We start from the raw sequence: 25,668 nt of genomic DNA, 5'->3' as shown, positions 1-25,668 counted from the left end.
GCCATGGGCGACTTCGCGCTGGTGACGGGGGGCAGCCGCAATATCGGCGGCGCCATCTCCCGCCGCCTCACCGAGGACGGCTTCCGCGTCATCGTGCTGGACATGGTCCCGCCCGAACATGACGCCCTGGAGCTGTTCCTCCCGGTGGACCTGTCCGACGCGGCGGCCACTGCCGCCGCGCTGGCAGAGGCGGTGAGCGGGCGCGCGGTCACGCGCCTCGTCAACAACGCGGGCATCGTCCAGCCGGCGAGCCTGGAGGAGACCACGCTCGACAGCCTCGACCAGGTGGCGGCGATCAACCTCAAGGCGCCGATCCTGTGCGCGCAAGCGGTGCTGCCGGCGATGAAGGCCGCCGGGCGCGGCCGCATCGTCAACATCTCCAGCCGCGTGGCGCTGGGCAAGGCGCTGCGCACCGCCTACGCCGCCACCAAGGCCGGCCTGCACGGCATGACCCGCACCTGGGCGCTCGAACTCGGCGCCCACGGCATCACGGTCAACGCGGTCGGCCCCGGCCCGATCCGCACCAGCCTGTTCGAGGCCGTGAACCCAGCCGATTCCCCGCGCACCCAGGCCATCGTCGCCAAGGTGCCGGTGGGCCGCCTCGGCACCCCCGAGGACGTGGCCGAGGCCGTCGCCTTCTTCGCCTCGGACCGGGCCGGCTTCGTCACCGGCCAGGTGCTCTACGTGTGCGGGGGCATGACCATCGGCGCCGCCTGATCAACCGAGCAAAAAAACAAGATCGATCCACGGGAGGAAACCATGTTCCGACGCCTCAAGTCCGTCTTCGCAGCGGCGCTCGCCACCGGCCTCATGGTCGGCGCCGGCGCCGCCGCGGCCGAAACCAATTGGCCGCTGCGCAACATCACCATCATCGTTCCCTATTCGGCCGGCGGCGCCACCGACATCCTCGCCCGCAAGGTGGCCGAAGGGCTCACCACGATCCTGGGCAAGACGGTGATCGTCGACAACCGGCCCGGCGCCGGCGCGACGCTGGGCACCACGCTGGCGGCCAACGCCAAGCCGGACGGCTACACGCTGTTCCTCGGGCAGGTGTCCTCCCACGGCATCGCGCCCAACCTCTACACCACGCTGAAATACGATCCGATCAAGAGCTTCGTCCCGATCGTCTATCTGGACGCCATTCCCAATATTCTGGTGGTCAACAAGAACTTGCCGGTCAACAGCGTGGACGAGCTGATCGCCTATGCAAAGGCCAATCCGGACAAGCTGAACTACGCCTCGTCCGGCATCGGCGCCTCCACCCATCTGTCGGGCGAGATGTTCAAGGCCAGGACCGGCATCCAGATGACGCATATCCCCTTCCCCGGCAGCGCGCAGGCGATCACCTCCGTCATCGGCGGCCAGACCCAGCTGATGTTCGACAACATGCCCTCCGCCTACCAGTACGTGCTGAGCGGCGACCTCAAGGCGCTGGCCATCACCACCCTCCAGCGCTCGCCCCAGGCGCCGAACATTCCCACCGTGGCGGAAGCGGCCAAGAGCGTCGATCTGTCCAACTTCGAGGCTACCTCCTGGTTCGGCCTGTTCGCGCCCGCCGGAACGCCCAAGGAGGTGGTCGCGCGCGTCAACGCCGCCACCAACGAGCTGCTGAAGAAGCCCGAGATGATCAAGTTCCTGAACGACAGCGGCGCCGTCGTCGGCGGCGGCACGCCGGAGGAGCTCGCCCGCCACGTGGATGCCGAGCTGGCGAAGTGGAAGCGCGTGATCGACCAGGCGGGTGTGCCCAAGCAGTAGCGCCGTCCACCGGTCCGCGCGGCGCCCGCACCCGCGCGGACCCTGGCCTGGGGCCGCCGCCGCAGTGGCGCGGCGGCCCGCATCCCCTCAGACCGGAAGCCTCACCATGACGCCATTCGGCATCAAGCACTCAAGCCAGGACATCATCGCCGGCGCGATCTTCCTCGCCGCCGGCGTGGTCGGGGTGTTCGGCAGCTTTTCCTATCCCATGGGCACCGCGCTGCAGATGGGGCCGGGCTATTTTCCCGCTTTGGTGTTCGGGGTGCTGGCCGCGCTCGGGGCCGCCATCCTGCTGAAGGGCCTGCTGGTCGCCGGGCCCGGCATTACCGGCTGGGCCTGGCGCCCGTTCGCGCTGGTGCTCGGCGGCCTCGTGCTGTTCGCGCTGGTGGCGCAGACGCTCGGCTTCATCCTGTCCTGCATGGCCCTGGTCCTGGTGGCCACCGCGGCGGTGCCGGGCCTGTCCCTGCTCTCGCGCCTCGGCCTCGCGCTCGTCCTCGCCGGCTTCTGCTGGGTGGTGTTCCTGCTCGGCCTCGGCATCCTCATCCCCACATGGCCGGACCTCACGCCATGATCGATCTGTTCGGAAACATCGCCATGGGGCTCGGCGTCGCCGTGCAGCCCATGAATCTGGCCTTCTGCTTCATCGGCGCGCTGCTCGGCACGCTGATCGGCGTGCTGCCCGGCGTCGGCCCCACCGCCACCATGGCGCTGCTGCTGCCGCTCACCTTCGGGCTGCCCACGGAAGCCTCCATCATCATGCTGGCGGGCATCTATTACGGTGCTCAATATGGCGGCTCCACCACCGCCATCCTGCTGAACCTGCCGGGCGAGACCTCCAGCGTGGTCACCACCCTGGACGGCCACCAGATGGCCAAGCAGGGCCGCGCCGGCGCCGCGCTCGCCATCGCCGCCATCGGCTCGCTGTTCGGCGGCAGCGTGGCGACCCTGGTGCTCGCCGCCTTCGGGCCGATCATGACGCGGGCCGCGCTGTCGTTCGAGGCGGCGGACTATTTCTCGCTGATCCTGTTCGGCCTGCTGGTGTCCATCGTCCTCGCCCACGGCTCGGTGCTGAAATCGGTGACCATGGTGGTGGCGGGCGTCGCCCTCGGCGTCATCGGCGTCGACATCAATACCGGCCAGTTCCGCTTCACCTTCGGGCTGATGGAGCTGGCGGAGGGGATCAATTTCGTGCCGCTGGCCATGGGCCTGTTCGGCGTGGCGGAGATCCTGCGCAACCTGGAGAACCAGGGCGCGGACGTGGGCACGGTGCGGCCGATTTCCAGCCTGTGGCCGACCCGCGACGACATGCGGCGCTCCTGGCCCGCCATCCTGCGCGGCACCGGCATCGGCAGCCTTCTCGGCGTGCTGCCCGGCGGCGGCGCGACGCTCGCCTCCTTTGCCTCCTACAGCCTGGAGAAGAAGGTCGCCGCCAATCCCAGCCGCTTCGGCAAGGGCGCCATTGAAGGCGTGGCGGGGCCGGAGAGCGCGAACAATGCGGCGGCGCAGACCTCCTTCGTGCCGCTGCTCACCCTCGGCCTGCCCACCAATGCGGTGATGGCGCTGCTGGTGGGCGCCTTCATCATCCAGGGCGTCCAGCCCGGCCCGATGATGCTCAAGCAGCAGCCGGCGCTGTTCTGGGGGCTGATCTCCTCCATGTGGATCGGCAACATCATGCTGGTCATCATCAATCTGCCGCTCATCGGCCTGTGGGTGAAGCTCTTGCGGGTGCGCTATGAATATCTGTTCCCGGCGGTGCTGCTGTTCTGCGCCATCGGCGCCTACAGCCTGAACAATTCCGGCTTCGACGTGCTGGTGATGGTGGCGTTCGGCGCCATCGGCTACCTGCTCATCAAGCTCGGCTGCGAGCCGGCGCCGCTGCTGCTGGGCTTCGTGCTGGGGCCGATGCTGGAGGAGAACCTGCGCCGTGCCCTCATGCTCTCACGCGGCAGCCTGCTCACCTTCGTCGAGCGGCCGATCAGCCTGACCATTCTCATCGCCTTGGCCATCACCCTGGTGATGCTGGCCCTGCCCTCCCTGCGCCGCAAGCGCGACGTCGCCTTCGCGGAAGAGGAAAACTGATGCTCAGCACCCCACATCCGGAGCAGGCCGCGCCCGAGCGCCGAAGCGGCTACGCACGGGACCTGGAGGGCCGCATCGCCGTGGTGCTGGGCGGCGGCTCCATCGGCCCCGGCTGGGGCATCGGCAAGGCGGTGTCGCTGCTGTTCGCCCAGGCCGGCGCCACGGTGGTGGTGGCCGACCGCGACCTCTCCTCGGCGCAGGAGACCTGCCGCCTCATCGCCCAAGAGAGCGACATACGGGAGGGCGGCACCCGGAAGGGCGACGCCCGGCAGGCCGCGACGCCGGCGGAGGCGATCGCGCTCGACGTGACCGACGACGCCGCCCTGGCCGGGACCCTCGATGCCGTCATCGCCCGGCACGGGCGGATCGACGTGCTCTATTTCAATGTCGGCATCGGCAAGGCCGGCCCGTCCGGCGAAACTTCACCGGCCGACTGGCGCCGCATCTGCGATGCCAACCTCACCGCTTTGCATCTGGCCGCCGCCACGGTGCTGCCGGCCATGCGGGCGCAGGGGCGCGGCGTCATCCTCGCCACCTCCTCCATCGCCGGGCTGCGGGACGTGGGCTATCCGCACCTCGCCTACGGCACTACCAAGGCGGCGGTGATCCAGTATCTGCGGCTGCTGGCGGTGGAGAACGCGCCGTATGGCATCCGCGCCAACACCATCATTCCCGGCCTCATCGATACGCCGCGCATCGAGAAGACGGTGGCGGGCGCCTATGGCGCGGCCGATCTCGACCGGATGAAGGCCCTGCGCGCCGGCCAATGCCCGCTGGGGCGGATGGGCACCGCCTTCGACGTCGCCGAGGCGGCGCTGTTCCTGGCCTCCGACCGCGCCGCCTACATCACCGGCACCGAGCTCCTGGTGGACGGCGGCCTTGCCGCCACCACCCGCCAGCCCCTCGCCGATTGAGACGGGGCAAGATCAACAAGGAATTGCAGCGCCATCGCGCCGGGCCGCGCCGCACTCCGTTGTCGTGCGCCCCGGCATTGAGGCCGATGATCTGCCCGCTGATATAGTGGCTCTCGTCCGAAGCCAGGACGAGGGCAATGCCGTCCGGGACTTCGGTGGGTTCAAGGCCGTTTCGAACGTGGATTTCGATCTGCGCGAAGGCGCCATTCAGGCTGTCATCGGGCCCAATGGCGCCGGCAAGTCCACGCTGTTCAATCTCCTGACCAAATTCCTGGCGCCGAGCGCGGGCCGCATCACCCACCGGGGCGAGGACGTCACCCGGCTCAAGCCGCCGGCCATGGCGCGGCGCGGCGTGGTGCGCTCGTTCCAGATTTCCGCCGTGTTCGCCGGTCTCTCGGTGCGCGAGAATGTGGAACTGGCGCTGCTGCGCAAAAGCGGCCGCGGCTGGAGTTTTCTCGGCTCGGTGGCACGGCATCCGGCCATCGGCGCGCCGGCCGACGAACTGATCCACCGCTTCGGCCTTACCCCCTATGCGCAGACCCGCGCCGCAAACCTCTCCTATGGCCGCAAGCGCGTGCTGGAGCTGGCCACCACCCTGGCTCTCGATCCCGAGGTGCTGCTGCTGGACGAGCCCATGGCGGGCCTCGGGCGCGAGGACATCGGCCGGGTCACCCAGCTCATCCGGGAAGCCGGCCAAGGCCGCACCATCCGGACCTTCACCGTGATGGCGCGTCGGGCCGAAACGGCGGAGGTGGTGGCGCTGCGCCTCGCCCCGCTGGATGGGGCTGCGCTCCCGCCGTTTCATCCTGGCCAGTCCGTGACCGTATCGATCGACGGTAGCCACCGCTCCTATTCGCTCACCGGGGCGGCAGAGGCACAGCCCCGTGACTACACCATCGCCGTGCGCCGGCTGGAGGGCGGAGCGGTGTCCCCGGCGGTGACAGGGCTGAGGGTGGGCGCGCGGGTCGAACTGAGCGCCCCATCTGGCAGTTTCCGGATGCCATTGGAGAATGCGTTTCCGGTGGTGCTGATTGCCGCCGGCATCGGCATCACACCCTTTCTCTCCTATCTGGAGACCCTGGCGACGCGCGGTGGCGGACCGCGGGTCATCCTGCATCATGCCTGCCGGGACGGGAGCAGCCATCCCTTCGCCGACCGGCTGCAGGCCCTGGCCCGGCAGGTGCCCGGCGTCCAGCTGATCACCCATTACAGCCGACCCCGCCCCGGTGATGTCTGTGACGGCGAAGGTCGCTTCCATGCGGACCTGATCCCCGATGACCTTCTCGCGCAGCGCCCCCGCTTCTACGTCTGCGCGGGGGACGCCATGACGACGGAGACAATCGCGGTGTTGACGCGGCGCGGGGTGCCGCCGTTCGAGATTTTCCAGGAGCGCTTCACCTCTTCCGCGCCCAAGGTCCTGGATGGCTCGGCGACGCACCGGGTCACGTTCGCCCGCTCCGGCGTCACCCTCACCTGGGCACCCCCCGACGGCTCCCTGCTGACCCTGGCCACACGCGCGGGCCTTACCCTGGCCAGCGGTTGCCGCGTCGGACAATGCGAAAGCTGCATGGTCAGCGTCATCTCCGGCACGCTGGACCATCTCATCGCCAGTGCAGAGATCGATCCCGGCACGTGCCTCACCTGCCAGGCGGTGCCCACCTCCGACCTGGTGCTTGAGGCCTGAGCCATGCCGGCCGGGAGCAAGGGGTGGCGCTTCTCGCTTCGCCACCCCTGAACCGGCCCGGTGGTGCGCCTGTTGGCGCGATCAACCAACGGCGGTGCGCTTCTTCTTGTCGGGATCGTCGAACGGCAAGGTATGGGCGATGGCGGTGGTGGAGAGGGATTTGCCCCGCACCTCCAGCGGCGTGCCCTGCACCGCCTTGTCCACGTCGAGGCGGGCGATGGCCATGGATTGGCCGGTGAGGGTGGAATAGCAGGGGCAGGTGATGACCCCCACCTTCTTGCCATCCGCCCACACCTCGTCGCCCAGATCGGCCGGGCCGTCCGCATCCAGCAGCATGCCGAAGATCTTGAAGCGCTCCTTGCCCTTCAGGCGGTAATGCTCCTCCGCCCCCCGGAAGCCGGTCTTGCCGGGGCTGACGGTGAAGTCGAGGCCCAGTTCCCACAACGTATCGCCCGGCGGCTGGTCGGCGAACGGATACATCTGCGAATTGTCGTAGGGATAGAACAGCAGATAGCTTTCCACCCGCAGCATATCCAGCACGCTGAAACAGCAGGGAATGATGCCCATCTCCGCGCCTTCGGCGACGATGGTGTCCCACACCTTTCCCGCATCCTGCGCCCGCACGAAGATTTCATAGCCGCGCTCGCCGGTATAGCCGGTGCGCGACAGCATCACCGGCGCGCCGAACAGCGTGGCCGGCATGTGATGGAAATACTTCAGGTCGCGGATGCCGGGCACGTATTTGGCCAGGAAGTCCACCGCCAGCGGGCCTTGCAGGGAGAGATCCTGAAGATCGTCGTCGAACAGCACCGCGCAATTGCGCCCGGCCGCCTGCTTCGCCACCTCCTCATGGCCCGATCCTGAGCCATGGACCAGCATCCAGGCATTGGGGCCGGTGCGGTAGATGATGCAATCATCAGTGAAGAAGCCGCGGTCATTCAGCATGCAGGCATAGACCGAGCGGCCCGGCGTGATCTTCGAGACATCGCGGGTGGTGATGGCGTCCAGCACGGCGAGGGCGTGCGGGCCGACCATGTGCAGCTTCTTGAGGCCGGAGACATCCATGAGCCCCGCCTTGGTGCGGATGGCCACATGCTCGGCCGCCATGTCCTTGTCATAGGTCCAGGCGGTGGGCATGCCGTTCCAGTCTTCGAGCTTCGAGCCGAGAGCCCGGTGGCGATCCGCAAGGACCGCATTGCGCCAGCTGACCGTCATTGTCGTTCCCCTGTTCTGTCATCTGCTTGCGGGTGAAAGATCGGTGGCGGAGAGGCCGCCGGGTTAGCCCATGCGCTCGGAGGCGTAGGAGCCGGGCGAGGCCGGGAAGACCACGGTGCGGTTGCCGTTGATGAAAATGCGGTGATGGATGTGGGCGTGGATCGCCCGCGCCAGCACCTGGCTTTCCACGTCGCGGCCGATGCTCACATAATCGTCCGGGCTCTGGGCGTGGGTGATGCGGGCGAGGTCCTGCTCGATGATCGGCCCCTCATCAAGATCGCTGGTGACATAATGCGCGGTGGCGCCGATCAGCTTCACGCCGCGCTCATAGGCCTGCTTGTAGGGATTGGCGCCCTTGAAGCTGGGCAGGAAGGAGTGGTGGATGTTGATGATCCGCCCCGACATCTTCCGGCACAGTGTATCGGAGAGCACCTGCATGTAGCGGGCGAGCACGATCAGTTCGGTGCCGGTCTGCTCGACGATGGACAGCAATTGGGCTTCCGCCTGCGCTTTGTTGTCCTTCGTGACCTTGATGTAGTGGAAGGGAATGTCGTGGTTCACCACCACCTTCTGATAGTCGAAATGGTTGGAGACCACGCCGACGATATCGATGGGCAGGGCGCCGATCTTCCAGCGATAGAGCAGATCGTTCAGGCAATGGCCGAAGCGCGAGACCATCAGCAGCACCTTCACGCGGGCGCTGGCATCGTGGAGCTGGAAGTCGATGTCCAGCTGGCGCGCGATGGGGGTGAAGGACGCGGTGAGCTCGTCCTGCATCACGCCCTCTTCCGAGCGGAAGCGGATGCGCATGAAGAATTTGCCGGTATCCACATCATCGAACTGGGAGGAGTCGGTGATGTTGCAGCCGGCATTGGCCAGGAAGCCCGAGATGGCGGCCACGATGCCCCGGCGACTGGCGCAGGATACGGTGAGGACATAGTTGGAGGCGCGCGGTGCGCCGCCCCCAGTGTCAGATTTGCTTGCCGGTTTGGTATGCGTTTCTTTGAGCGTTGCTTTGAGCGTTTCTTGCAGCATGTCTTGTCCCTAAAGTTCTGGAACGGTCCAAAGGGCGGCGCCGGCGCGAGGCATCAGGCGCGCACGCGCTTCTTTTCTGGGTCGTAGAAGGGAAACGGCACGATGCTGGCCGCCAGGCGCTTCTGGTGGCCGTCCAGCTTGCCGATCTCCAGCGCTGTGCCGATGGCGGCATGGGCCACATCCACACGGGCGAGCGCGATGCTGCGGGCGAGGCAGGGGGAGCGCGTGGCGCTGGTCACGATGCCGATCTCAGCCCGGCCCACATAGAGTCGGTCGCCATGGGACACGCTCTCGCCGCCGCTGATCTCCAGACCCACCAGCTTGCGCGACGGCGTCTCCCGGCGGCGCTGCAAGGCGGCCTTGCCGATATAGTCCTCTTCCTTCTTGGTCGGAACGGTGAAGGCGATGCCCGCCTCGAACGGGTCCGTGGTGCTGTCGAAGTCATGGCCGCCGAACACCAGCCCGGCCTCGATGCGCACCATGTCGAGGGCATCGAAGCCGAACGGCCGGATGCCGAATTCGGCGCCCGCCGCCATCAGCGCATCCCACACCTGTGGGGCATCCTTGGGATGGCAGAACACCTCATAGCCCAGCTCGCCGGTATAGCCGGTGCGGGACACCAGGACCGGCGTGCCCTCATGATCGCCAATACGCCCCACCGTGAAGCGGAACAGGGCCAGTTCATCGAGCGTGGGGCGGCCCGGCGCGGTCCAGAGCAGCTTGCGCAGGGTGTCCCGAGACCGTGGCCCCTGCAGCGCGACGTTGTGGATCTCGTTGCTCGCGGTCTTCAGGCTGACCCGGCCGCCGAACGCCGCCGCCTGTTCGGTGATCCACAGCAGGCCGGCATCATCCCCGCCGATCCAGCGGAAATTGTTGTCGCCGAGGCGGAACAGCGTGCCGTCGTCCACCATGCCGCCATGGGGGTAGCACAGCGGCGTGTAGTAGATCTGGCCCACGGACAGCTTGCGGATATCGCGCGGCAGCAGCCCTTGCAGAAACGTCTCCGCATCCGGCCCGACGATCTCCAGCTTGCGCAGCGCGGACAGGTCCATGAGCACCACCGCCTCGCGGCAGGCCCAATATTCCGCGATGGCGCCCGTGGCCGCGAAATGCTGCGGCACCCAGAAGCCGCGATATTCGGTGAAGGCCCGCGTCAGTTCGGCGGTGCGGGCATGGAAGCCGGATTCCCGCGTCAGGCGGGTCGGAGAATCGGGGGTCATGCGGGTGCCGATCGCGCGCTGGAAGGGGATGTCTTTGGGATAGACCCGAACCTGGATCTCGCTGAGCTGCCAGCCGTTGGAGGCGTCGATATCGGACGGGCAGGCCGAGGCGCCGCACACCAGATCGGTGAGGGCGCGCAGCAGCACATAATCGCCGGGGCGGGACCAGGGCTCGTCCGACCAGATGATGTTATGGGCGCCCACATTGGTGTTGTAGAAAAAGTTGATCGCCGGCCAGCCGCGATACGCGCCAACGGCGTAATCGCGCATGGCGGCGTTGAAATTGTCCGAGCAGTTGACGTGGCCGAAATAGCCGAGATCTTCGTAATAGCGGGCCGTACAGGCCAGGTTGAAGGTATCGTGCCGGCCCACCGTGTCCTGCACCACTTCCACCAGCGGCGTACGGTCCTGGTCGAAGAATTTCGAATAGAGCCCAGGCCGGGGATAGGCCGCCCCGTTCAGGGTGCGGGTGGTGGTGCTGTCCAGGCCACGGATGCGGCCCTGGTCCAGGGCGCGCCGCTCAAAGGCGATGAAGTCGGAGCATTGGCGGCCCTCGATGTCGATGATCTGAATGGTCTCGCCCGCGAACACTTCGAAACTGAGGGCGCTGGCGACGTTGATGCGCAGGTCAAGACGCGGCTCCGCCAGGGGATCAGGCAGGCGGGCTTCGGCGCCGCGCCGCAGCACGGCCCGGGTGATGAAGACCAGAAGATCGCAGGCCGGGGTCTGTTCCCACACCAGCATGGGCGCCGCGGGCGCGGCGACGATGACCGTCAGAAACTGCTCCGCCCGCAGCTCAACGGACTGGCCGGCGGGAGCGTCCGGCCCGAACAGCCGGGCCGCCTGCCCCGCCGCCGGATCGATGCCGCGCCGGAACAGGCCGAAGCGCACCCGCTCCGCATCCGGCGTACCGGAGGCGAGGATGCGCAGCAGCCCGTCGGCCCGCCCGCCCGGCTGCAGCCCGAGGGCCTCCACCACCGGGCGTCTCGACCCGTCGAAGGCGAGCAGCTCGACACTCTGGCCTCCCTCCAGCTGAGCGATCTCGATCCGGTCGCCCGGCTCCAGGGAGAAGACCTGAGCGCCGCCGCCAGCCACCACATAGCGTTCGACGCCGGGATCCAGCGCAGGCGTGCTGCGCGGGATCCCGTTGGTCTTGAACAGGGCGGCGCTCATGAAGGATGATCCGCTGTTCATTCCGCAGCCTGGCTGGGCATGGTCGCGAGGAAGGTTTCCAGGCTGTCGTCCAGCGCCTGCATCCACGGCGTGTGATGCTGCGGCGCCAGCGTGCCGGTCAAGGTCGAGCGGTGGCTGCGGTCGCGATAGGTCAGAATGTTCTCGACCTTGTGGTGCTCCCACTCCTTGAACATGCGGGCGACCGCGTCGACATCGAGGCGCGGATAGTCCGTCGCCTGGATCAGCTCCCGGACATATTCCGTCTGGAAGTCGATCATCTGCGCGGCGTCTTCGAGCTGCTCCTCCTTCGCCACCCAGGCGGCGATATCGGCGGCCATGCCGGCTGCGTCCGGCAGCGGAATGCGGCCGAGCACCACGTCGCGGGCGTACCAGGCCTGCGCATCGAACATGTTGAAGGTATAGAACTGATCCTGCGCGCCCACATACATGAAACGCGGATTTTCGGTCCAGAAAATGCCCTTGTAGAGATGCTCCGGATACAGGCGGTTGCGCGACTTCAGCCGCAAGGCGTCATCCAGGAACGGATAATGGTGCAGATAGCCCGTGCACAGCACGATGGCATCCACCTCCTTTTGCGTGCCGTCCTTGAAGTAAGCGGTCTTGCCGACCAGCTTTTCCAGCAGCGGCACCTCGGAAAAGCCGGCCGGCCAATCAAAGCCCATGGCCTTGCTGCGGTAGCTGAAGGTCACCGATTTGGCGCCGTACTTCATGCACTGGATGCCGATGTCTTCCGACGAATAGCTGGCGCCGATCAGCAGCACGTTCTTGCCGGCGAACTCGTCCGCCGAGCGGAAGTCGTGGGCATGGAGCACGCGGCCGGGGAAGGCTTCCAGCCCTTCAAAATACGGCACGTTCGGTGTCGAGAAATGGCCCGTGGCGCACACCACGTAATCGAAGGCGGAGGTCTCCAGAACGTCTGCCTTCAGGTCTTTCACCGTGACCAGGAACGTCTCGCTCGCCGCATCATAGGCCACGTGGCGAACCGCGTGGTTGAGCTTGATATAGCCGCGCACATTGCTCTTCTCGATGCGGCCCTTGATGTAGTCGTGCAGCACCGCGCGCGGCGGGAAGGAGGGAATAGGCCGGCCGAAATGTTCCTCAAACGAGTAATCGGCGAACTCCAGGCATTCCTTGGGGCCGTTGGACCACAGATAGCGGTACATGCTGGCATGGACGGGCTCGCCGAATTCATCCAGGCCGGTGCGCCAGCTATAGTTCCACATGCCGCCGCAATCACTTTGCTTTTCATAGCAGACGATCTCCGGGATCTCGGCACCCTTGCGGCGGGCGCTTTCGAAGGCGCGCAGCACCGCAAGTCCACTCGGCCCTCCGCCCAGAATGGCAATGCGCTTGGACATGATTGTTCCCCTCTGTCTGGTAAAAAGGCATGGCTCAGCCGTTCACCGAACCGACGGGTCCGGTGCTGGTCTTTCAGGAACGCGTCGATCGGAGCTGAGCTAGAGCGCGATCCGATCAGATTGAATCAATCTGATCGGTGAATCGCCCTCTAACTTGATGATAGAGAACGCGTTTCCCAATCAGCTTGCATTGCAAGCTGATTGGGGCGTGCTCTAGCGCTCAGTCCGGCCCGAAGCCGGGCGATGTCGGCTGGCCGTCGTCACGCACGGCGAGCCAGTCCAGCGTCGTATCGAGATAGCGGGTCAGCCCCTTGTAGGCGGCGATCTCCGGCGGCAGTGTCTTGAGCACCCGGTGCAGGCGCCGGTGCCATTTCGGCACGGTGGCGATCTCGTCCACTTTGATGAGATAGCCCCGGATGGAAAAAACGATGGCATTGGAGCGCGGCAGCCGCCACAGGGCCTGCAGTTCCACCCGCAGATGCACCTTGTCGCCCACATTGTCCGGCGTCACGGTGCCCCGGTCCGGCCCCCACAGGGGATAGGTCTCGGGCGCCGTGTCGAGGCGGGGATTGACCGTCATGGTCCAGTTCAGCCGCCGCACCGGGCGGCCGATCTGCATGTTGAGCAGGAATTTCTGCGCCCGCTCGAAAATGCCCATCTCATGGGCGAACGGCACCGGCGCATGCCATTCCTTGAAGCTCATGCCGATGTCGAAATCCAGCGACCAGTCCGCCTGCGCAGTCACCATGCCGGAATCGACAAAGAGGTCGCCATTGCGCTGGTCCAGCAGGCAGAAGTCGCCCTGGCACTGGCGGGTGATGTATTCCATCGGCGGGCACGGCAAGGTCGCGACGTCACCGAAGATGAAGGCCTGCTCAAGACCGAGCGGGCGGTTTATCCAGTGCCAGCGGTCACCGTCGCGGGTCAGCGTGAACAGGTCCGGATAGGATTGCGCCAGCGACACCATCAGCAGGTCCAGCAGATCCCATTCCGCCGTGATCATGTGCGGCAGGGACTGGCAGCGCAGCGGGTCCTCCCGCAAGGTGATGGCGCGGTCGCGCATGTCGGCGACATAATGCTCGTCGATATCGATGGGGAACTCATAGACTGAGCCTTTCGGCCCCGCCGTGTGCGGCTCGATGTTCACCGAATACATGTAGGTGTCTTCGTTGAACGGAAACGGAAACCGCCGCACGGCGGACGGACTGTTGGCGAAGGTGTAATCGCCCCGGAAGGTCTCGTCGTTGAAAACGATGGTCATGTCCGTCATCTCCTTCGGGCTGCCCCGAATGTTCCATGCTCCCGGCGCGCGGTTGCGATGGCTGAAGGTCAGAGGTCGAGAACCAGCCTCTCGCCGGCGATGCGCGAGATGCAGATCATGAATTTTCGCCCGCTCTCCCGCTCATCCGGGGAGAGGAAATGGTCGTGGTGTTCCAGGGCACCGTCGCAGGAGACCACGGCGGTCTCGCATTGCCCGCAGGCGCCGCCGCGACACAGATGCGGTGCCTCAAGCCCGGCGGCCTCGATGGCCTCCAGCGCGCTCTGGTGCGCCCCCACCTCGATGCGGTGGCCGCTGCGCGCCAGGTCCAGCAGGAACGGCTTGCCGGAGGGTGGCGCGGCGAAGCGCTCGCAATGCACATTCTCGTCCGGCCATCCGGCCTCGCGCGCCTGGAGCAGCACATCATCGATGAGCCGCGCGGGGCCGCAGACATAAAGATGGGTGCCCAACGGCTGGCCGTCGAGCAAATCGGCGAGGGCGATCCGCCGGCCGTGCGCGCTGACATAGGTGCGCACCCGGTGGGCCCCGTACCGCGCTTCCACATCCTGCCGGGCGGCACCGCTGTCGGGGCTGCGCATGGCATAGTGCAGCTCGAACGTGCCGCCCTCCAGCGCCAGCTGCTGCATCATGGCGAGAAAGGGCGTGATGCCGATGCCGCCGGCGATGAACAGATGCTTGCGCGCCCGCCGGTCCATGGCGAACAGATTGACCGGATAGGAGATGTCCAGTTCATCGCCCGCCTTCAGCCCGTCGTGGACGAAGGCGGAGCCGCCGCGCGAGGACGGGGATCTCTGCACGCAGATCTCATAGGCGGTGCCGTCGTGCGGGCAGCTGGTCAGCGAATAGGGATTGCGGATGAGGCCCTGCGCGGTCGGCAGCGACACCACGATATGGGCGCCGCCGGAGAATAGCGGCAGCGGGTCGCCAGCGGTGGAGACGAGCCGGATGCGACGGATGTCGGGGGCCAGATCCACCGTCTCGGCGACACGGACGGAGAGGCTGAGGGCGCCGGTCATGGATAGAGCTCCTCGGCAGCGGGAATGTGCCCGGGGGCTTCCGCATCGATGCAGACGCCCTGGAACGCGCCCAGGCGCTTTGAATAGTGATCGCGGACGAACAAGCTGAGCCCGCAGTGGCTGCACACCACCGGGTTCTGCGTGACGTTCTCGATCATCCCTTTGCAATGGACGCACTGCACCCGCCGCCGCGTGGAGCCGCGATGCTCGGTGATGATCGAGCGGGGATCGACCCCGAATACGGCGGCTTCCGCGACCACCTGGCCGATGAAGGGCTCGGTGCCGGCAGCGAGGATGCGCGTGCCCATGGTGGCCGTCTGCAGCACGCCGCGCAGTCGCACCAGGGTGGTCTCCGCGCTCGGGAAGCTCCAGAGCGCCTGGGGCGCGAGCGCCTCCAGCGCCGGGAGGATGGCGCGTTCCGCTGCGTTGACCGCGCAATGGAAAATGAGGGATCGGGCGAAGAAGGCGCAGGTCGCGTCCGGTGTCTGGCTCAAGGCGAGGACCGCCTCGGCGCCGTCTCCTTCGGCGAGGATCAGGTTGAGCCTGGCGAACTTATCCACGCGCAGCCCCGGATAGACCGGCCTGCTGAGAATGCTCGGCGACAGCATGCAATGACGTCCCTGGTCTGGAAGACGGGCCGAAGGGAAAGTCTCCCCTTCGGCGATCTTGGCGGGCGGAGCCGGTGCGTTCCCGGTCAGCTGGGCAGGACGAAGATGAAATTGGCGATGAGCACCACCGCGACACCTGCGGCGAGCGTGACATAGGGCCAGACACCGGCCTTGCGCACCGCCATGTCCTTCTCGGTCAACTGCAGGTCTTCGAGCATGTGGGCGGGGAAGACGCCCTTGTCCTGCACATAGTGGCGATAGACGAAGACCGGGATGATGAGCGCGGCGGTGATGAACCCGGCCATGAGGGCGGAGGGGTTCCACACCTTCGCCCCGGCCCCCATGAAGGCGGCATTGACGAAAGCGAACACCGTTCCGAGACCAAGGAGGATGTTGGGCGCCTTCCAGGGCCGCTCCACATGGGCGTTGTCGATCCGGTGGATCCAGCCCGCATTGAGGTTGAGGAAGTTGAAGATGATGTAGCCGACATTGGAGACCGCCAGCAGGAAGAAGAAGCTGGTGGCATCGGCGGCGGCGATGGACAAAGCGAAGAGATTGACCACCAGGTCCGTCCACATGGCGCGGGTGGGGGCACCGTGCTCGTTGACATGGCTGAGATAGCGCGGCAGCCAGCCGTCGAGGGAGCCCTGGTAGAGCGTGCGGGAGGAACCCGCCATGGCGGTCATGATCGACAGCATCAGCGCCAGGATCATCAGCAGGATGAGGATATGGCTGACGAAGCCGGAGCCGCCGACCATCCGGGCCATGGCCGCCGCCACGCCCGACCCGTCGACGATGGTGGGATCGAGCATGCCATCAAGCCCCAGAACGCCCTGGAAGGTGAAGGGCACGAGGGTATAGAGCAGCAGGCACAGCAGGCCCGAATAGAAGATCGCCTTGAAGGTATCGGTCTTGGGGTTGCGGAATTCGCTGGTGTAGCAAATGGCGGTCTCGAAACCGTAGGTGGACCAGGCAGCGATGAACAGCCCGCCGAGGATCAAGGTCCAGCCGCCGATGTCCCAGGCGCCGGACGCCGGCGCATAGGCCACGGCCAGAGGGGTGAGCGGCGTGTAGTTGGACCAGTTGATCTGGCCGGTGATGATCGGAACGATGCCCACGATCAGCATCGGCACGATGACCAGCAGGCCGATATATTTCTGCACATTGGCGGTGCCGAGAATGCCGCGATGCTGGATGGCGAAGGTGATCAGCATCAAGACGGCGCCGATCCAGAAGGTGGCGTTCAGGGAGAAGCTGACCGGCCCGAGGCTGTGCGTCGCCAGCGTCCAGCTGCGCAAGGCCGGGGTAAACGCCGCAATGCCGTCCTGCGAGAGCAGGGCGGCGACACCGTCCTGCGCGGTCTTGCCGGCATTCAGCGCCAGCCATTCCGCCACCCGCGGCGAGTCCGCCGCCACCGAGCTGGCATGGGCGGCGATCCACTGCGCCACCTGCGGGCTGTCGGCGCCGGGGATGGGCGCCAGCACATTGAGAATATAGGCCGCCGCAATGGAGCAGCCGAGCGAGAGCACCGGCGACCAGGCGAACCAGTTGCACCATACCGAGAGCGGAGCGATCAGCTTGGAATAGCGCACCCAGGCCGCCGCGCCATAGACCGATGCGCCGCCCGACTTGTTGGGAAAGAGGCCGGCGATTTCGGCATAGGTGAAGGACTGGATGAAGCCCATCACCATCGAGACCGCCCAGACCAGGAAAGCCACCTTGCCGGCGGTCCCCGCAATGCCTCCGATGGAAAACAGGACCAGGGCCGGAACGCCGCTGGCGACCCAGAAGGCCCCACGCCAGTCGATGGCTCGTTTCAACTCGCCCGTTCGCTCAAGCGCCATGGGCGCAGCAGCTTCCATTGTCATGTGGCAACCCCTCTCGATGGCTAAACCATTTCGAACCATTTTGTCTGGAATTGGTTTTTTATTGTTGAGCTGTCCGCCGCGGCGCCAGCTCTTGAATTTACTCTGAGGTAAATTTTATTTCTCATCAAGAACGATTGTTGATCAAAATGGGCGCCAAGATGCCTAAATAAGACTCAGAACAGCATCTGGACGCCGAGTGCAGCCCATTGGTATAGTTTGGTTATATTTGGTACGTTCTGGTATGGAGGGTCTGCCGCTGCGTCACGAGCTGGAAATTTGGCTGGCGTCGACGCGCGCCGGGTTCGCCGCGTTGCGCGCGGGGGATGGCCAATCCGCGGCCAGACACTGGGCGGAGGGCTTCTCCATCGCTGAAGGCAGCGCCCTGGTCCGGACGCCGTTCCACGCGGTCGCCTGCAACAATGCGCTGGTGGGCGGCCTCATCGGGCCGGGCGGGTCCACGCTGGCGCGGGAGACCGAGCGCCTGCATGCCGCATGGGCGCAGGTGCTGGATATGGCCGCCCATGCGGACATGGCGCTGCCCGCCCGCAGCAGCGCCTTTCATCTGCTGCTCGCCAGCCGTCACGCCCAGCCGTTTTCGTCCTTTCTCCGGGCCCGCACCCTGGCGCTCGCCACCCTCGGACAGCAGCTTGGAGCCGCCAATGCTCTCGCCTGCGCCGGTGCCGATGCGGACGCCTCAGCCCTTCTGCGCCGGCTGGACCAGACCCAGGCCCGGCTTCCCGATGTCCTGGACTGCGCCGTGCGGGCGCATCTCGCCGCCCCCTTCAGCGGCACGGTCGCCGCATCGCTTCTCGCCCGGCAGGTGGCGCACCTGCAGTCCTACCGGGCCGAAGACGGGCTGCCGGAGACCTTCCGGCAGCAGATGGAAGCCGCACTCGACTTCTGCGCGTTTGCCCCCCTCGCCGCCGCGGTCATGGGGCGCGGTCATGGGGCGCAGTCTTGGGGAATGCCCGAAACCTGAATTCTGAGGAGCCGGAAACATGATGAATACCGACACGGTGATCCCGCCCTGGGAGATGGACGGCGCCGCTCCCCCCTTCGTCAAGCCGGAGGTGAAGCATCTGGCCAAGGAGATCTTCGCGCGGATCAAGACCGGCAAGTATCCCTACGGCACCCGCATTCCCGCCGAGCGCAATCTTGCGGACGAACTGGTGACCTCGCGCGCGACCATCCGGCAGGTGCTGGCCTTTCTCGAGAGCTTCGATGTGGTGATGAAGCGGGTCGGCAGCGGCACCTTTGTCGTCTATCGCGGCGCGGTGTTGCAGTCCGCCCTGACGCAGGAGCCCCCGCGCGAGGTCGAGCCACCGCTGGCCGAAGTGGTCTCGCCATTCGAGATCAATATCACCCGGGCCATCTTCGAGCCGGAAATCGCCCGGCTTGCCGCCATCTACATGACGTTCCGCGACCAGACCGCGCTCGGCAATTTGTTGCAGGAGCTGGATGACGTCGTGACCGACGCCGGCAAATTCGCCGATCTGGAGCGGCAATTCTTCATGACGCTGTGCGAGGGAACGCACAATGCCCTGCTGATCGCCATGTACAAGATCATCCACGACATCCGCCGCGAGCCGCAGTGGTACACCAACAAGATCCGCTCGCTCACGCCGGCGCGGATCAAGGAGGCGCAGCAGGGTCTGCGGTCGATCTGCGCGGCGCTTGAACGCAGGAACATCGAAAGCGCCGTAGAATGTATGCGCTTTTACATTTCGAACATGCAGGAGGAACTCATCTATACGTCATCCTGAGCATAGATCTTCTGGCCGTTCACATGGCGAATGTGACGCTGATCCCACATCAGGTTCATGGCGCGCAGGTGCCGGACCAGCACATCCGTATGCTGCTTCAGCCAGGCATTGATCGACGCCATCTCCTGGATCCGCGCCTTGCCGCCTTCGATGCGGACGACCGGCCAGTCCCCCACCAGCGCATTGTCGATGCCGAACAGTTCATGCCCCCACCAGACCGCCTCCCCGAAGGCGTGGTGCCCGACGCCGCCGAACTTCATCATGGCCAGCACCGAGAAAGGCTCGGCTGATCGCGCCCGCTGCACCGCCATCCGCCACAGCTCCAGGGTCGAGGCATATTCCCACGACACCGCGCTCCAGGAATTGGGGAAGCGCTCGCAATATTCGCGATAGAACTCATCGGCCTTCTCGAAATTGACCTGGGAGTCCGTCAGGGCCGGATCATCGAAATCGGGAAACTGGAAGACGAAGCCCTCCATGAATTCGGCGCTCGTCTGCCGGATCAACTGGCTGTAATTGTCACAGGTGCATGAGAGCAGCTGCCCCTTGAAGCCCTGGCGGTAGGCCGCGCGCGTGAGGGCGTCCACAAAGGGCTCATAGGCCGTGTCCCAGCACAGGATATCCGGGTCCGGCGCCAGCATGCGGGCCACGATGGGCTCGAAGTCCATGGTATCGACCGGAAAGAACTCCTCGCTGACGATCTCGATGTTCGCGACCTCGAACGCGGCCCGATAGGTGGCGACGGACGGCAGCCCGAACAGATCGTTCTGGCCGCACAGGCTCACGGTCTTCAGGTGCGGCGCGGTGCGGCTCAGCCAGTCCACCCCGGTGACGTTGTAGATGGGATGCACCTCGCTCGGCGCGATCAGCGTCGGGATATCGGGCGACAGGTCGCTGGGCAGCAGCGTGGCGACGAGCATCCTGTGGGCGGCGATGACATCGCGCACCTCCGGCGACAGATCATTGCCGCCGTTCATGAGGATGAATTTGACATTGTGGTCATGGATCAGGGTGCGGATGCCCTGAAGCACCCGGTCGGGCTCATAGCGGGTATCGAAGGGGACGATCTCCACCATATGGCGCCGCATGCCGATCTTGAGGCCGCCCATGGCATTGACCCGGTCGCACCAGATCATGCATCCGAACAGGCCGGGCTCGGACCAGGCCCTCAGGCTACCGCTCAGCGGCGCCAGGAAGCCGATTTTCAGCGTCGTGCGCGCCTCGATCCCGTGATCCACCATCGCCACGGACAGAGCCGAAAGCAGAGGGTTCTTCGCCCCATCACGCATCTCGTGTTCGTCTCCCAGACCCTTCTCGTCCCGATTGCGCGCCCCTGCGGAAGCACCTGAAACCATAAACGCCGAATTGTGGATCCGATATCACCGTCTGCCGCGACGTATGGCCCGGATGCCGCTGCCGCCGCACGGGAAAGCCGGGATGTCATCGGCTGCCGGTTCGCCGCTGCGCGCATTCGGCGTGCGCCCGCCCTTTTGGCAAGGGCGAGACGGGGGACGTCCCGCGCCCTCCCCAGGCCGGATCTGCGTTCATCCCCATTGACCAAGCGCCGCTTGCACGCCGCGCGCGCTCCAACGCATCTTATGAATCGCACGGGCGCCATCGATTCATAAAATGCGTTGGACGGCGCAGCCCCTGGTGGCGATTCTCTTCCACCATGAGCGATGAGCCCCCTCCAGCCCTGCTGCTGCACCGCATTGATCATACACACAATATGGCGCGCTATTACGCGCTGTCGGTGGAGATGACCCTGTTCGGGGGCAGTTCCCTGGTCCGCCACTGGGGCCGGATGGGCACGCGGGGCCAATGCAGGATTGACTTGTTCGAAGACAGAGCCGCGGCGGAGAACGCCATGCACCGGCTGGCGACACTCAAGGGCAAGCGCGGCTATCTGTCCTCGAACTGAACGGGCGGATCGCCGGGTCGGATCGCCAAATCGCCCGTGCGCGGGCACGAACCGCACCTATGCGCGCGCATCCTCGTCGTCATCCTCCGCGCCACACCACTCTCCCCTGCCCTCGCCATCGTCACCGAGGGTCGCGAGCGCCGGAAAATTCCCTGCCAGAAGCTTGGCGGTGTCGAGCAGGCCGGCATCTTCCAAGGCCTCCCGGTCGGGAAGTTCGCGCAGGCTTTCGAAGCCGAAATGGCTGAGAAAACCCTGCGTCGTCACATAGGTATAAGGCGCGCCCGGCACCGGGCTTCGCGGGCCGGCGGCGATGAAGCCGGAGGCCCGCAGCGACCCGATCAGATCGCGGCTGACCTCCTTGCCGAAGAACTGGCCCAGTTCGGCGCGGGTGATGGGCTGGAAATAGCCGATGGCCATCAGCACCAGGCCCTCGGTATGCGACAGGGGCCGCACCTGCGCCCCAAGACCGGAGGCGGCGCGGATGGCGTCGGCAAAGCCCGTCTTGGTGCGGTGCTGCCAGCCGCCGGCCACCGCCACCAGCTCATAGGGCCGCCCGCGCAATTCGGCGCGGATGTCGGCGATCAGCAGGTCGAGATTGCAATCGCGCCCGACCACGCGGGCCAAGGCGGCCCGGCCCACCGGCTCCGGCGCGGCGAAGATCACCGCTTCCACCCGCCCCATCCACTCCCGCCAGCGCAGCTCCGGGGTGAGGTCGGCCAGTTCGGTGTCGAGAGGGGTGCTGGAGCGCGGTCGCCGGGCCATGCTCAGAGCCCGTACAAGCGGAAGGCCGGGCGGCCGGTCAGCTCGCGCACCGCCCCCAGGGTCGTCAGGCGCTCGAACAGCCGGCGGGCCCCCCAGCGGGAGAGATCCTCGGTCTGCAAGGTGCCGGGCACCGCATCGTCGTCCAGCAGGCGGCGCACCGCCTCCCCTGCCCCCTTGGCGCGCAATTTTGGCGCGACGGCCTCCAGCCGGGCCGCGCGCGGCGCGAGATCTCCCGCCAGCCGGCAGGCCGCGTCGGCCCCTTGGACCAGGGCAAGGCAGACCGCCCGCTGGAAGCCATCCGCGCCCGGTTGCAGGCGCCCGCCCCGTCCCGGCCCCCGGAACAGGCCGCTGTGCGCCTGCCCCATCAGGAGCGGCACCGGAAACGCCCAGCGCATGCGCAGCGCGATCGCCTGATCCGCCAGCCACCAGGCCAGCAGCTCCCCGTCGGGCCGGGCCGTGGAGGCCTGCGCCATGGCGGACGCGGCGATGAACGGCGCCGGCCGGCGCGATTGGGTCAGGTCTGCGATCTGGCCGGGCAAATCCGCGAGGCCCGCCGTCCCGATGCCCAGCAGCGCGGCCGCAGAATGCAATGCCGCCGCCTCGCCGGTGGGGGCGCGATCGGCCAGGCGCCGCCAGGCGGCCAGGATGCGCCCGGCGGGGCCGGGGTCGTCGCCGGGCTGGCACAGATACCAAGCATCGCGCAGCGCGGCTTCGTCCTCGGTGCGGCCGGCGCGGCGCACCGCGGCGGCGGCCGCACTCAGGGCCAGGCGCTGGCGCCAGACGCCGGCCCAGGGCGGATCGGCCCGGACCAGATTATCCAGCGCATTCAACGCCGCCCCCACCAGGAACGCGGCCTCCCCGTCGTCGCTCACCACACCGCGCGGCAGCGCCCAGCCCGGCACTGTGGGCACGGGCGGGGTGGGGCGCAGCGGCGGATCCATGGCGACATTCATCCGCGCAGGCTAGCGCATCTGTGCGCTTTAAGCCATGATTTCTCCCTTCAACCGCACGCGATGTCGCTGGTCAATTATGATTGATAATCTTGCATTATCAGTCATAATTTCACGCGCAAGGAAACACGCCTGAATCGCGCCGAAACATCCCTTCTGCGGGGGTCCGCCAGCAGTGCCCTCGTCAAGCCAGGGCGCTATCTCTATAGCTAGACAGTCTAGCCAGGATCGAATGCGCATGGAATGGCAGCTACAGGACGCCAAGAACCAGTTCTCACGGGTGGTTCAGAAAGCCCGTTCGGAAGGGCCCCAGTTCGTGACCCTGCGCGGCGAGCGGGCCGTGGTGGTGCTGTCCGCGGCCGATTATGACGCCCTGCGCGCCGGCCGGCCCAGCTTGGTCGACGACCTGCTGTCAGCTCCATCCTGGGATGCGGATGTCGCCGCCGCGGTGGAAACCCGCGGCGCCCCCTCCAGCCGGGACGGGGCGTTCTGATGTATCTGATCGATACCACCATCATCTCGCAGGCTCGGTGCGGTTCGCCGCAGGCCACCGCCTGGTTGCGGGCGACGGACCCGCTCAGCATCCACCTCAGCACCCTCACCCTCGGCGAGATCATGCGCGGCATCATGCTGAAGCGGACCAGCGATCCGAAGGCGGCGGCGGACCTTTCGGAATGGCTCCGCAAGCTGCGCCACGACCATGCCGACCGCATCCTGCCGGTAACCGATGCCATTGCCGTTGAATGGGGCCGGATCGCCGCTCTGCGTCCCCGCAACGAGATCGACGGCCTGGTGGCCGCGACGGCCATCGTCCAGGACCTTATTCTCGTCACCCGCCATGCTGCGGACTTCGAGGACACCGGCGCCTCGGTGATCAGCCCGTGGAGCGCGGGGGCATGACCGAACGGACCAGACCCGCGGACCCATGGGCCGAGGGCGGCGCCAGCCCCACCGCGCCGTCAGCCGCTGCGGTCCCTTCCTATCGAACAGGGAGGCTGCCGTCATGAGACCACCCGGTCCCGTGGATGACACAACCGCCGCCGCCGATGCGCCCTCCCCCACCGGCGCCATGGTCCCGTCCGATCCGGCCGCCCAGCCCCCGCTGCCGAGCCATCTCGTCACCCTGGCCGATCGCGCGCGCGACTATGCCCAGGCGGCCAGCTCAACCAACACCCGCCGCGCCTATGCCGCCGACTGGACGCATTTCAGCGCCTGGTGCCGTCGGCAGGGCCTGCCCCTCCTCCCGCCCGATCCCCAAGTGGTCGGTCTCTACATCACCGCCTGCGCCTCAGGCACGGCCAGTCCTGACTGCAAGGCCAATTCCGTCAGCACCATCGAGCGGCGGCTGTCGGCCCTGACCTGGAACTACAACCAACGCGGCATGCCCCTCGACCGCAAGGACCGCCATATCGCCACCGTGCTGGCGGGCATCCGCAACACCCATGGCCGGCCGCCGGTGCAAAAGGAAGCGGTGCTGCCCGATGACCTGCGCGCCATGCTCGCCACCCTGGACTTGGGCGCCCTGCGCGGCCTGCGCGACCACGCTTTGTTGCTGGTGGGCTTTGCCGGCGGCTTGCGCCGCTCGGAACTGGTGGGCCTCGATGTGGGGCCGGAGCAGACCGAGGACGGCCGCGGCTGGATCGAGATCTCGGACCAGGGCCTGATCGTGACCCTGCGCGGCAAGACCGGCTGGCGCGAGGTGGAGATCGGCCGCGGCTCCAGCGATCTCACCTGTCCGGTCCGCGCGCTGGAGGTCTGGCTGCGCCTCGCCCGTATCGGCCACGGCCCGCTGTTTCGCCGGGTGACACGCCAGGGCAGGGATGTGGGCGCCGAGCGGCTCAACGACCAGGAGGTCGCTCGCCTGGTCAAGCGCACCGTGCGCGCGGCCGGCGTCCGCAGCGATCTCACCGCAGGCGAGCGCGCGGAAAAGTTCTCCGGCCATTCCCTGCGCGCCGGCCTTGCCTCGTCGGCCGAAGTGGACGAGCGCCATATCCAGAAGCACCTGGGCCACGCCAGCGCCGAAATGACCCGGCGCTATCAGCGCCGCCGCGATCGCTTCCGCGTCAATCTCACCACCGCCTCGGGATTGTGAGCGCCCGCGCGACCCCTGGCTGCCCTCCATCACCAGGCGCCGTCGGGCGCATCCGGCCTCGGACTGCCCGCCCCCAATCCCTTCAGCACCTCATCGACCCGGGCGCCCCGGCTGCCGAACCGCGCCGTCTCCGGTGCAGCGGCGGGGCGTGAGACCTTGGCCGCATCCAGCTTGGCCCGCAGCAGGGCCATGACCATGGGCCAGACGCTGAACTGCCCCTCCCGCGCCCGGCCGGTGAGGCTGCGCAGATAGCCGCCGCAGCTGCTGATCTGCTCCGCCCGCTGCAGGATAGCGGCCACCGTGATCGCCGCCTGCTCCTCGCCCATCACGGTGCGGGCCTCGGCCCAGGCATCCACGCTGATCCCCACATAAGTGCGCGCCAGCTCGGCGGCGGTCACGAAGTCACGCCAGGTGCGGATGGGCCCGGTGGCCAGCACGCCCAGTTCCGGGCAGGCGTCCAGAACCATGCCCAGCGGCAGGTCCCGTTTCGGCAAGGCGTGGACGTTGCCGGTCGCCGTAGCTTCGCCGCCAGCTTCTTCTTTTATCGAAAAGCCTTGTTCAGGTTCAGATGAGGAGTCTGGTTTTGAATTCTGTATGTGATGCTCAGTCTGAGACTCATTGGCGCTTGTATTTAGCGTTTTAACGAAGGCTTCCAACAGGGTGCTGATCTCGCCCCACAGGCGTTCCAGATCGTGCGCAATGAGGGTCAGCGTCTCCAGACCGGCGGTGCGCGGCAAGCGGGCCAGGATGCCGTCATAGCGCTGGCGAAAGCCGCGCCAGTCGGCCGGCACGGACTCGGCCAGGCCGGCATCGATCATCTTGACCACGTCCCGCCGGCAGATGGTGATCCGCTCCTTGGCGAGGCGAAGGGCCTTCTTCTCGTCCGCAGCTGCCTGGGCCAGCGCCTTGAATTCGGCGGCGCGTGCCACCAGCGGCGACAGATCGAAGCCATAGG

Annotated in this window: 23 protein-coding genes and 1 pseudogene; 12 read left to right on the top strand and 12 right to left on the bottom strand. The window is 66.7% G+C overall.

Annotated features, from left to right (window positions below):
- Positions 1-3: 3 nt before the first annotated feature.
- The 6 genes from AAG816_RS10990 (at position 4) to AAG816_RS10965 (ending at position 6,432) form a co-directional block, all read left to right on the top strand.
- On the top strand, positions 4-717 hold the full coding sequence (locus AAG816_RS10990) for an SDR family oxidoreductase (protein ID WP_341989659.1): 714 nt from the start codon (positions 4-6) through the stop codon (positions 715-717).
- A 42-nt stretch (positions 718-759) separates the two neighbouring features.
- Positions 760-1,755, top strand: a complete 996-nt coding sequence (locus tag AAG816_RS10985; RefSeq protein ID WP_341989658.1) for a tripartite tricarboxylate transporter substrate binding protein — start codon at positions 760-762, stop codon at positions 1,753-1,755.
- A 106-nt stretch (positions 1,756-1,861) separates the two neighbouring features.
- Positions 1,862-2,326, top strand: coding sequence for a tripartite tricarboxylate transporter TctB family protein (locus AAG816_RS10980; RefSeq protein WP_341989657.1), 465 nt, complete (start codon positions 1,862-1,864; stop codon positions 2,324-2,326).
- Positions 2,323-3,834, top strand: a complete 1,512-nt coding sequence (locus tag AAG816_RS10975; RefSeq protein ID WP_341989656.1) for a tripartite tricarboxylate transporter permease — start codon at positions 2,323-2,325, stop codon at positions 3,832-3,834. Before AAG816_RS10980 ends, AAG816_RS10975 begins: the two co-directional genes overlap by 4 nt.
- Entirely contained in the window at positions 3,834-4,748 is a 915-nt protein-coding gene (locus AAG816_RS10970; RefSeq protein WP_341989655.1) for an SDR family oxidoreductase, read from the top strand. Before AAG816_RS10975 ends, AAG816_RS10970 begins: the two co-directional genes overlap by 1 nt.
- A gap of 106 nt (positions 4,749-4,854) precedes the next feature.
- Positions 4,855-6,432 carry an ATP-binding cassette domain-containing protein gene (locus AAG816_RS10965; RefSeq protein ID WP_341989654.1) on the top strand — a complete coding sequence of 526 codons (1,578 nt, stop codon included), beginning with the start codon at positions 4,855-4,857 and terminating at the stop codon, positions 6,430-6,432.
- Between the two features lie 81 nt (positions 6,433-6,513).
- Here the strand turns inward: AAG816_RS10965 and AAG816_RS10960 are convergent, their stop codons facing one another.
- The 8 genes and pseudogenes from AAG816_RS10960 to AAG816_RS10925 form a co-directional block, all read right to left on the bottom strand.
- On the bottom strand, positions 6,514-7,647 hold the full coding sequence (locus AAG816_RS10960; RefSeq protein WP_341989653.1) for an aminomethyltransferase family protein: 1,134 nt from the start codon (positions 7,645-7,647) through the stop codon (positions 6,514-6,516).
- Between the two features lie 63 nt (positions 7,648-7,710).
- Positions 7,711-8,592, bottom strand: a pseudogene (gene purU / locus AAG816_RS10955) (formyltetrahydrofolate deformylase); the annotation flags it as partial.
- Between the two features lie 143 nt (positions 8,593-8,735).
- Positions 8,736-11,075: a DUF1989 domain-containing protein gene (locus AAG816_RS10950; RefSeq protein ID WP_341989652.1), complete on the bottom strand. Its 2,340-nt coding sequence runs from the start codon at positions 11,073-11,075 to the stop codon at positions 8,736-8,738.
- 17 nt (positions 11,076-11,092) lie between these two features.
- Positions 11,093-12,454: an NAD(P)/FAD-dependent oxidoreductase gene (locus tag AAG816_RS10945; protein WP_341989651.1), complete on the bottom strand. Its 1,362-nt coding sequence runs from the start codon at positions 12,452-12,454 to the stop codon at positions 11,093-11,095.
- 220 nt (positions 12,455-12,674) lie between these two features.
- Positions 12,675-13,715 (bottom strand): DUF3445 domain-containing protein, encoded by a 1,041-nt coding sequence (locus tag AAG816_RS10940; protein WP_341989650.1) that lies wholly within the window; start codon positions 13,713-13,715, stop codon positions 12,675-12,677.
- A gap of 68 nt (positions 13,716-13,783) precedes the next feature.
- Positions 13,784-14,749 carry a PDR/VanB family oxidoreductase gene (locus tag AAG816_RS10935; protein ID WP_341989649.1) on the bottom strand — a complete coding sequence of 322 codons (966 nt, stop codon included), beginning with the start codon at positions 14,747-14,749 and terminating at the stop codon, positions 13,784-13,786.
- Positions 14,746-15,357 (bottom strand): dimethylamine monooxygenase subunit DmmA family protein, encoded by a 612-nt coding sequence (locus tag AAG816_RS10930; protein WP_341989648.1) that lies wholly within the window; start codon positions 15,355-15,357, stop codon positions 14,746-14,748. The genes AAG816_RS10935 and AAG816_RS10930 overlap by 4 nt, the downstream gene beginning before the upstream one ends.
- 86 nt (positions 15,358-15,443) lie before the next feature.
- Positions 15,444-17,225 carry an APC family permease gene (locus tag AAG816_RS10925; RefSeq protein WP_341989647.1) on the bottom strand — a complete coding sequence of 594 codons (1,782 nt, stop codon included), beginning with the start codon at positions 17,223-17,225 and terminating at the stop codon, positions 15,444-15,446.
- A gap of 241 nt (positions 17,226-17,466) precedes the next feature.
- Between AAG816_RS10925 and AAG816_RS10920 the strand changes: the two genes are divergently transcribed.
- Both AAG816_RS10920 and AAG816_RS10915 read left to right on the top strand, forming a co-directional pair.
- Positions 17,467-18,204, top strand: a complete 738-nt coding sequence (locus tag AAG816_RS10920) for a hypothetical protein (protein ID WP_341989645.1) — start codon at positions 17,467-17,469, stop codon at positions 18,202-18,204.
- Between the two features lie 19 nt (positions 18,205-18,223).
- The gene (locus AAG816_RS10915; RefSeq protein ID WP_341989644.1) at positions 18,224-18,988 is read left to right on the top strand and encodes an FCD domain-containing protein; all 765 of its coding nucleotides are present in this window, start codon (positions 18,224-18,226) and stop codon (positions 18,986-18,988) included.
- Here the strand turns inward: AAG816_RS10915 and AAG816_RS10910 are convergent.
- Positions 18,973-20,277: an ABC transporter substrate-binding protein gene (locus AAG816_RS10910; RefSeq protein ID WP_341989642.1), complete on the bottom strand. Its 1,305-nt coding sequence runs from the start codon at positions 20,275-20,277 to the stop codon at positions 18,973-18,975. The genes AAG816_RS10915 and AAG816_RS10910 overlap by 16 nt on opposite strands.
- A gap of 383 nt (positions 20,278-20,660) precedes the next feature.
- Between AAG816_RS10910 and AAG816_RS10905 the strand changes: the two genes are divergently transcribed.
- Positions 20,661-20,909, top strand: coding sequence for a WGR domain-containing protein (locus AAG816_RS10905; protein WP_341989641.1), 249 nt, complete (start codon positions 20,661-20,663; stop codon positions 20,907-20,909).
- Positions 20,910-20,966: 57 nt separating this feature from the next.
- Here AAG816_RS10905 and AAG816_RS10900 read toward each other — a convergent pair whose 3' ends face one another.
- Entirely contained in the window at positions 20,967-21,671 is a 705-nt protein-coding gene (locus AAG816_RS10900) for an SMC-Scp complex subunit ScpB (protein ID WP_341989640.1), read from the bottom strand.
- Positions 21,672-21,673: 2 nt separating this feature from the next.
- Positions 21,674-22,612 (bottom strand): DUF1403 family protein, encoded by a 939-nt coding sequence (locus AAG816_RS10895; RefSeq protein ID WP_341989639.1) that lies wholly within the window; start codon positions 22,610-22,612, stop codon positions 21,674-21,676.
- Between the two features lie 247 nt (positions 22,613-22,859).
- Between AAG816_RS10895 and AAG816_RS10890 the strand changes: the two genes are divergently transcribed.
- The 3 genes from AAG816_RS10890 to AAG816_RS10880 all read left to right on the top strand — a co-directional run bounded on the left by AAG816_RS10890 (position 22,860) and on the right by AAG816_RS10880 (position 24,713).
- Positions 22,860-23,114 carry a type II toxin-antitoxin system Phd/YefM family antitoxin gene (locus AAG816_RS10890; protein WP_341989638.1) on the top strand — a complete coding sequence of 85 codons (255 nt, stop codon included), beginning with the start codon at positions 22,860-22,862 and terminating at the stop codon, positions 23,112-23,114.
- Complete coding sequence (locus tag AAG816_RS10885) at positions 23,114-23,521, top strand: type II toxin-antitoxin system VapC family toxin (RefSeq protein WP_341989637.1); 408 nt, start codon at positions 23,114-23,116, stop codon at positions 23,519-23,521. The genes AAG816_RS10890 and AAG816_RS10885 overlap by 1 nt, the downstream gene beginning before the upstream one ends.
- A 169-nt stretch (positions 23,522-23,690) precedes the next feature.
- Positions 23,691-24,713 (top strand): site-specific integrase, encoded by a 1,023-nt coding sequence (locus tag AAG816_RS10880; protein WP_341989735.1) that lies wholly within the window; start codon positions 23,691-23,693, stop codon positions 24,711-24,713.
- Between the two features lie 29 nt (positions 24,714-24,742).
- Here the strand turns inward: AAG816_RS10880 and repC are convergent.
- Positions 24,743-25,668: plasmid replication protein RepC (repC, locus tag AAG816_RS10875; RefSeq protein WP_341989636.1), on the bottom strand; the 926-nt coding region annotated here is incomplete at its 5' end.

This window comes from Azorhizobium sp. AG788 (assembly GCF_943371865.1).
Classification (GTDB): Bacteria; Pseudomonadota; Alphaproteobacteria; order Rhizobiales; family Xanthobacteraceae; genus Azorhizobium.
This window is presented reverse-complemented; position numbering and strand designations above follow the sequence as displayed.

What these genes read in the sequence shown, in the direction of transcription:
- AAG816_RS10990 (WP_341989659.1), top strand. Translation starts at nt 4, where the DNA reads ATGGGCGACTTCGCGCTGGTGACGGGGGGCAGCCGCAATATCGGCGGC.
- AAG816_RS10985 (WP_341989658.1), top strand. Translation starts at nt 760, where the DNA reads ATGTTCCGACGCCTCAAGTCCGTCTTCGCAGCGGCGCTCGCCACCGGC.
- AAG816_RS10980 (WP_341989657.1), top strand. Translation starts at nt 1,862, where the DNA reads ATGACGCCATTCGGCATCAAGCACTCAAGCCAGGACATCATCGCCGGC.
- AAG816_RS10975 (WP_341989656.1), top strand. Translation starts at nt 2,323, where the DNA reads ATGATCGATCTGTTCGGAAACATCGCCATGGGGCTCGGCGTCGCCGTG.
- AAG816_RS10970 (WP_341989655.1), top strand. Translation starts at nt 3,834, where the DNA reads ATGCTCAGCACCCCACATCCGGAGCAGGCCGCGCCCGAGCGCCGAAGC.
- AAG816_RS10960 (WP_341989653.1), bottom strand. Translation starts at nt 7,647, where the DNA reads ATGACGGTCAGCTGGCGCAATGCGGTCCTTGCGGATCGCCACCGGGCT.
- AAG816_RS10950 (WP_341989652.1), bottom strand. Translation starts at nt 11,075, where the DNA reads ATGAGCGCCGCCCTGTTCAAGACCAACGGGATCCCGCGCAGCACGCCT.
- AAG816_RS10945 (WP_341989651.1), bottom strand. Translation starts at nt 12,454, where the DNA reads ATGTCCAAGCGCATTGCCATTCTGGGCGGAGGGCCGAGTGGACTTGCG.
- AAG816_RS10940 (WP_341989650.1), bottom strand. Translation starts at nt 13,715, where the DNA reads ATGACCATCGTTTTCAACGACGAGACCTTCCGGGGCGATTACACCTTC.
- AAG816_RS10935 (WP_341989649.1), bottom strand. Translation starts at nt 14,749, where the DNA reads ATGACCGGCGCCCTCAGCCTCTCCGTCCGTGTCGCCGAGACGGTGGAT.
- AAG816_RS10930 (WP_341989648.1), bottom strand. Translation starts at nt 15,357, where the DNA reads ATGCTGTCGCCGAGCATTCTCAGCAGGCCGGTCTATCCGGGGCTGCGC.
- AAG816_RS10925 (WP_341989647.1), bottom strand. Translation starts at nt 17,225, where the DNA reads ATGACAATGGAAGCTGCTGCGCCCATGGCGCTTGAGCGAACGGGCGAG.
- AAG816_RS10920 (WP_341989645.1), top strand. Translation starts at nt 17,467, where the DNA reads ATGGAGGGTCTGCCGCTGCGTCACGAGCTGGAAATTTGGCTGGCGTCG.
- AAG816_RS10915 (WP_341989644.1), top strand. Translation starts at nt 18,224, where the DNA reads ATGATGAATACCGACACGGTGATCCCGCCCTGGGAGATGGACGGCGCC.
- AAG816_RS10910 (WP_341989642.1), bottom strand. Translation starts at nt 20,277, where the DNA reads ATGCGTGATGGGGCGAAGAACCCTCTGCTTTCGGCTCTGTCCGTGGCG.
- AAG816_RS10905 (WP_341989641.1), top strand. Translation starts at nt 20,661, where the DNA reads ATGAGCGATGAGCCCCCTCCAGCCCTGCTGCTGCACCGCATTGATCAT.
- AAG816_RS10900 (WP_341989640.1), bottom strand. Translation starts at nt 21,671, where the DNA reads ATGGCCCGGCGACCGCGCTCCAGCACCCCTCTCGACACCGAACTGGCC.
- AAG816_RS10895 (WP_341989639.1), bottom strand. Translation starts at nt 22,612, where the DNA reads ATGGATCCGCCGCTGCGCCCCACCCCGCCCGTGCCCACAGTGCCGGGC.
- AAG816_RS10890 (WP_341989638.1), top strand. Translation starts at nt 22,860, where the DNA reads ATGGAATGGCAGCTACAGGACGCCAAGAACCAGTTCTCACGGGTGGTT.
- AAG816_RS10885 (WP_341989637.1), top strand. Translation starts at nt 23,114, where the DNA reads ATGTATCTGATCGATACCACCATCATCTCGCAGGCTCGGTGCGGTTCG.
- AAG816_RS10880 (WP_341989735.1), top strand. Translation starts at nt 23,691, where the DNA reads ATGGTCCCGTCCGATCCGGCCGCCCAGCCCCCGCTGCCGAGCCATCTC.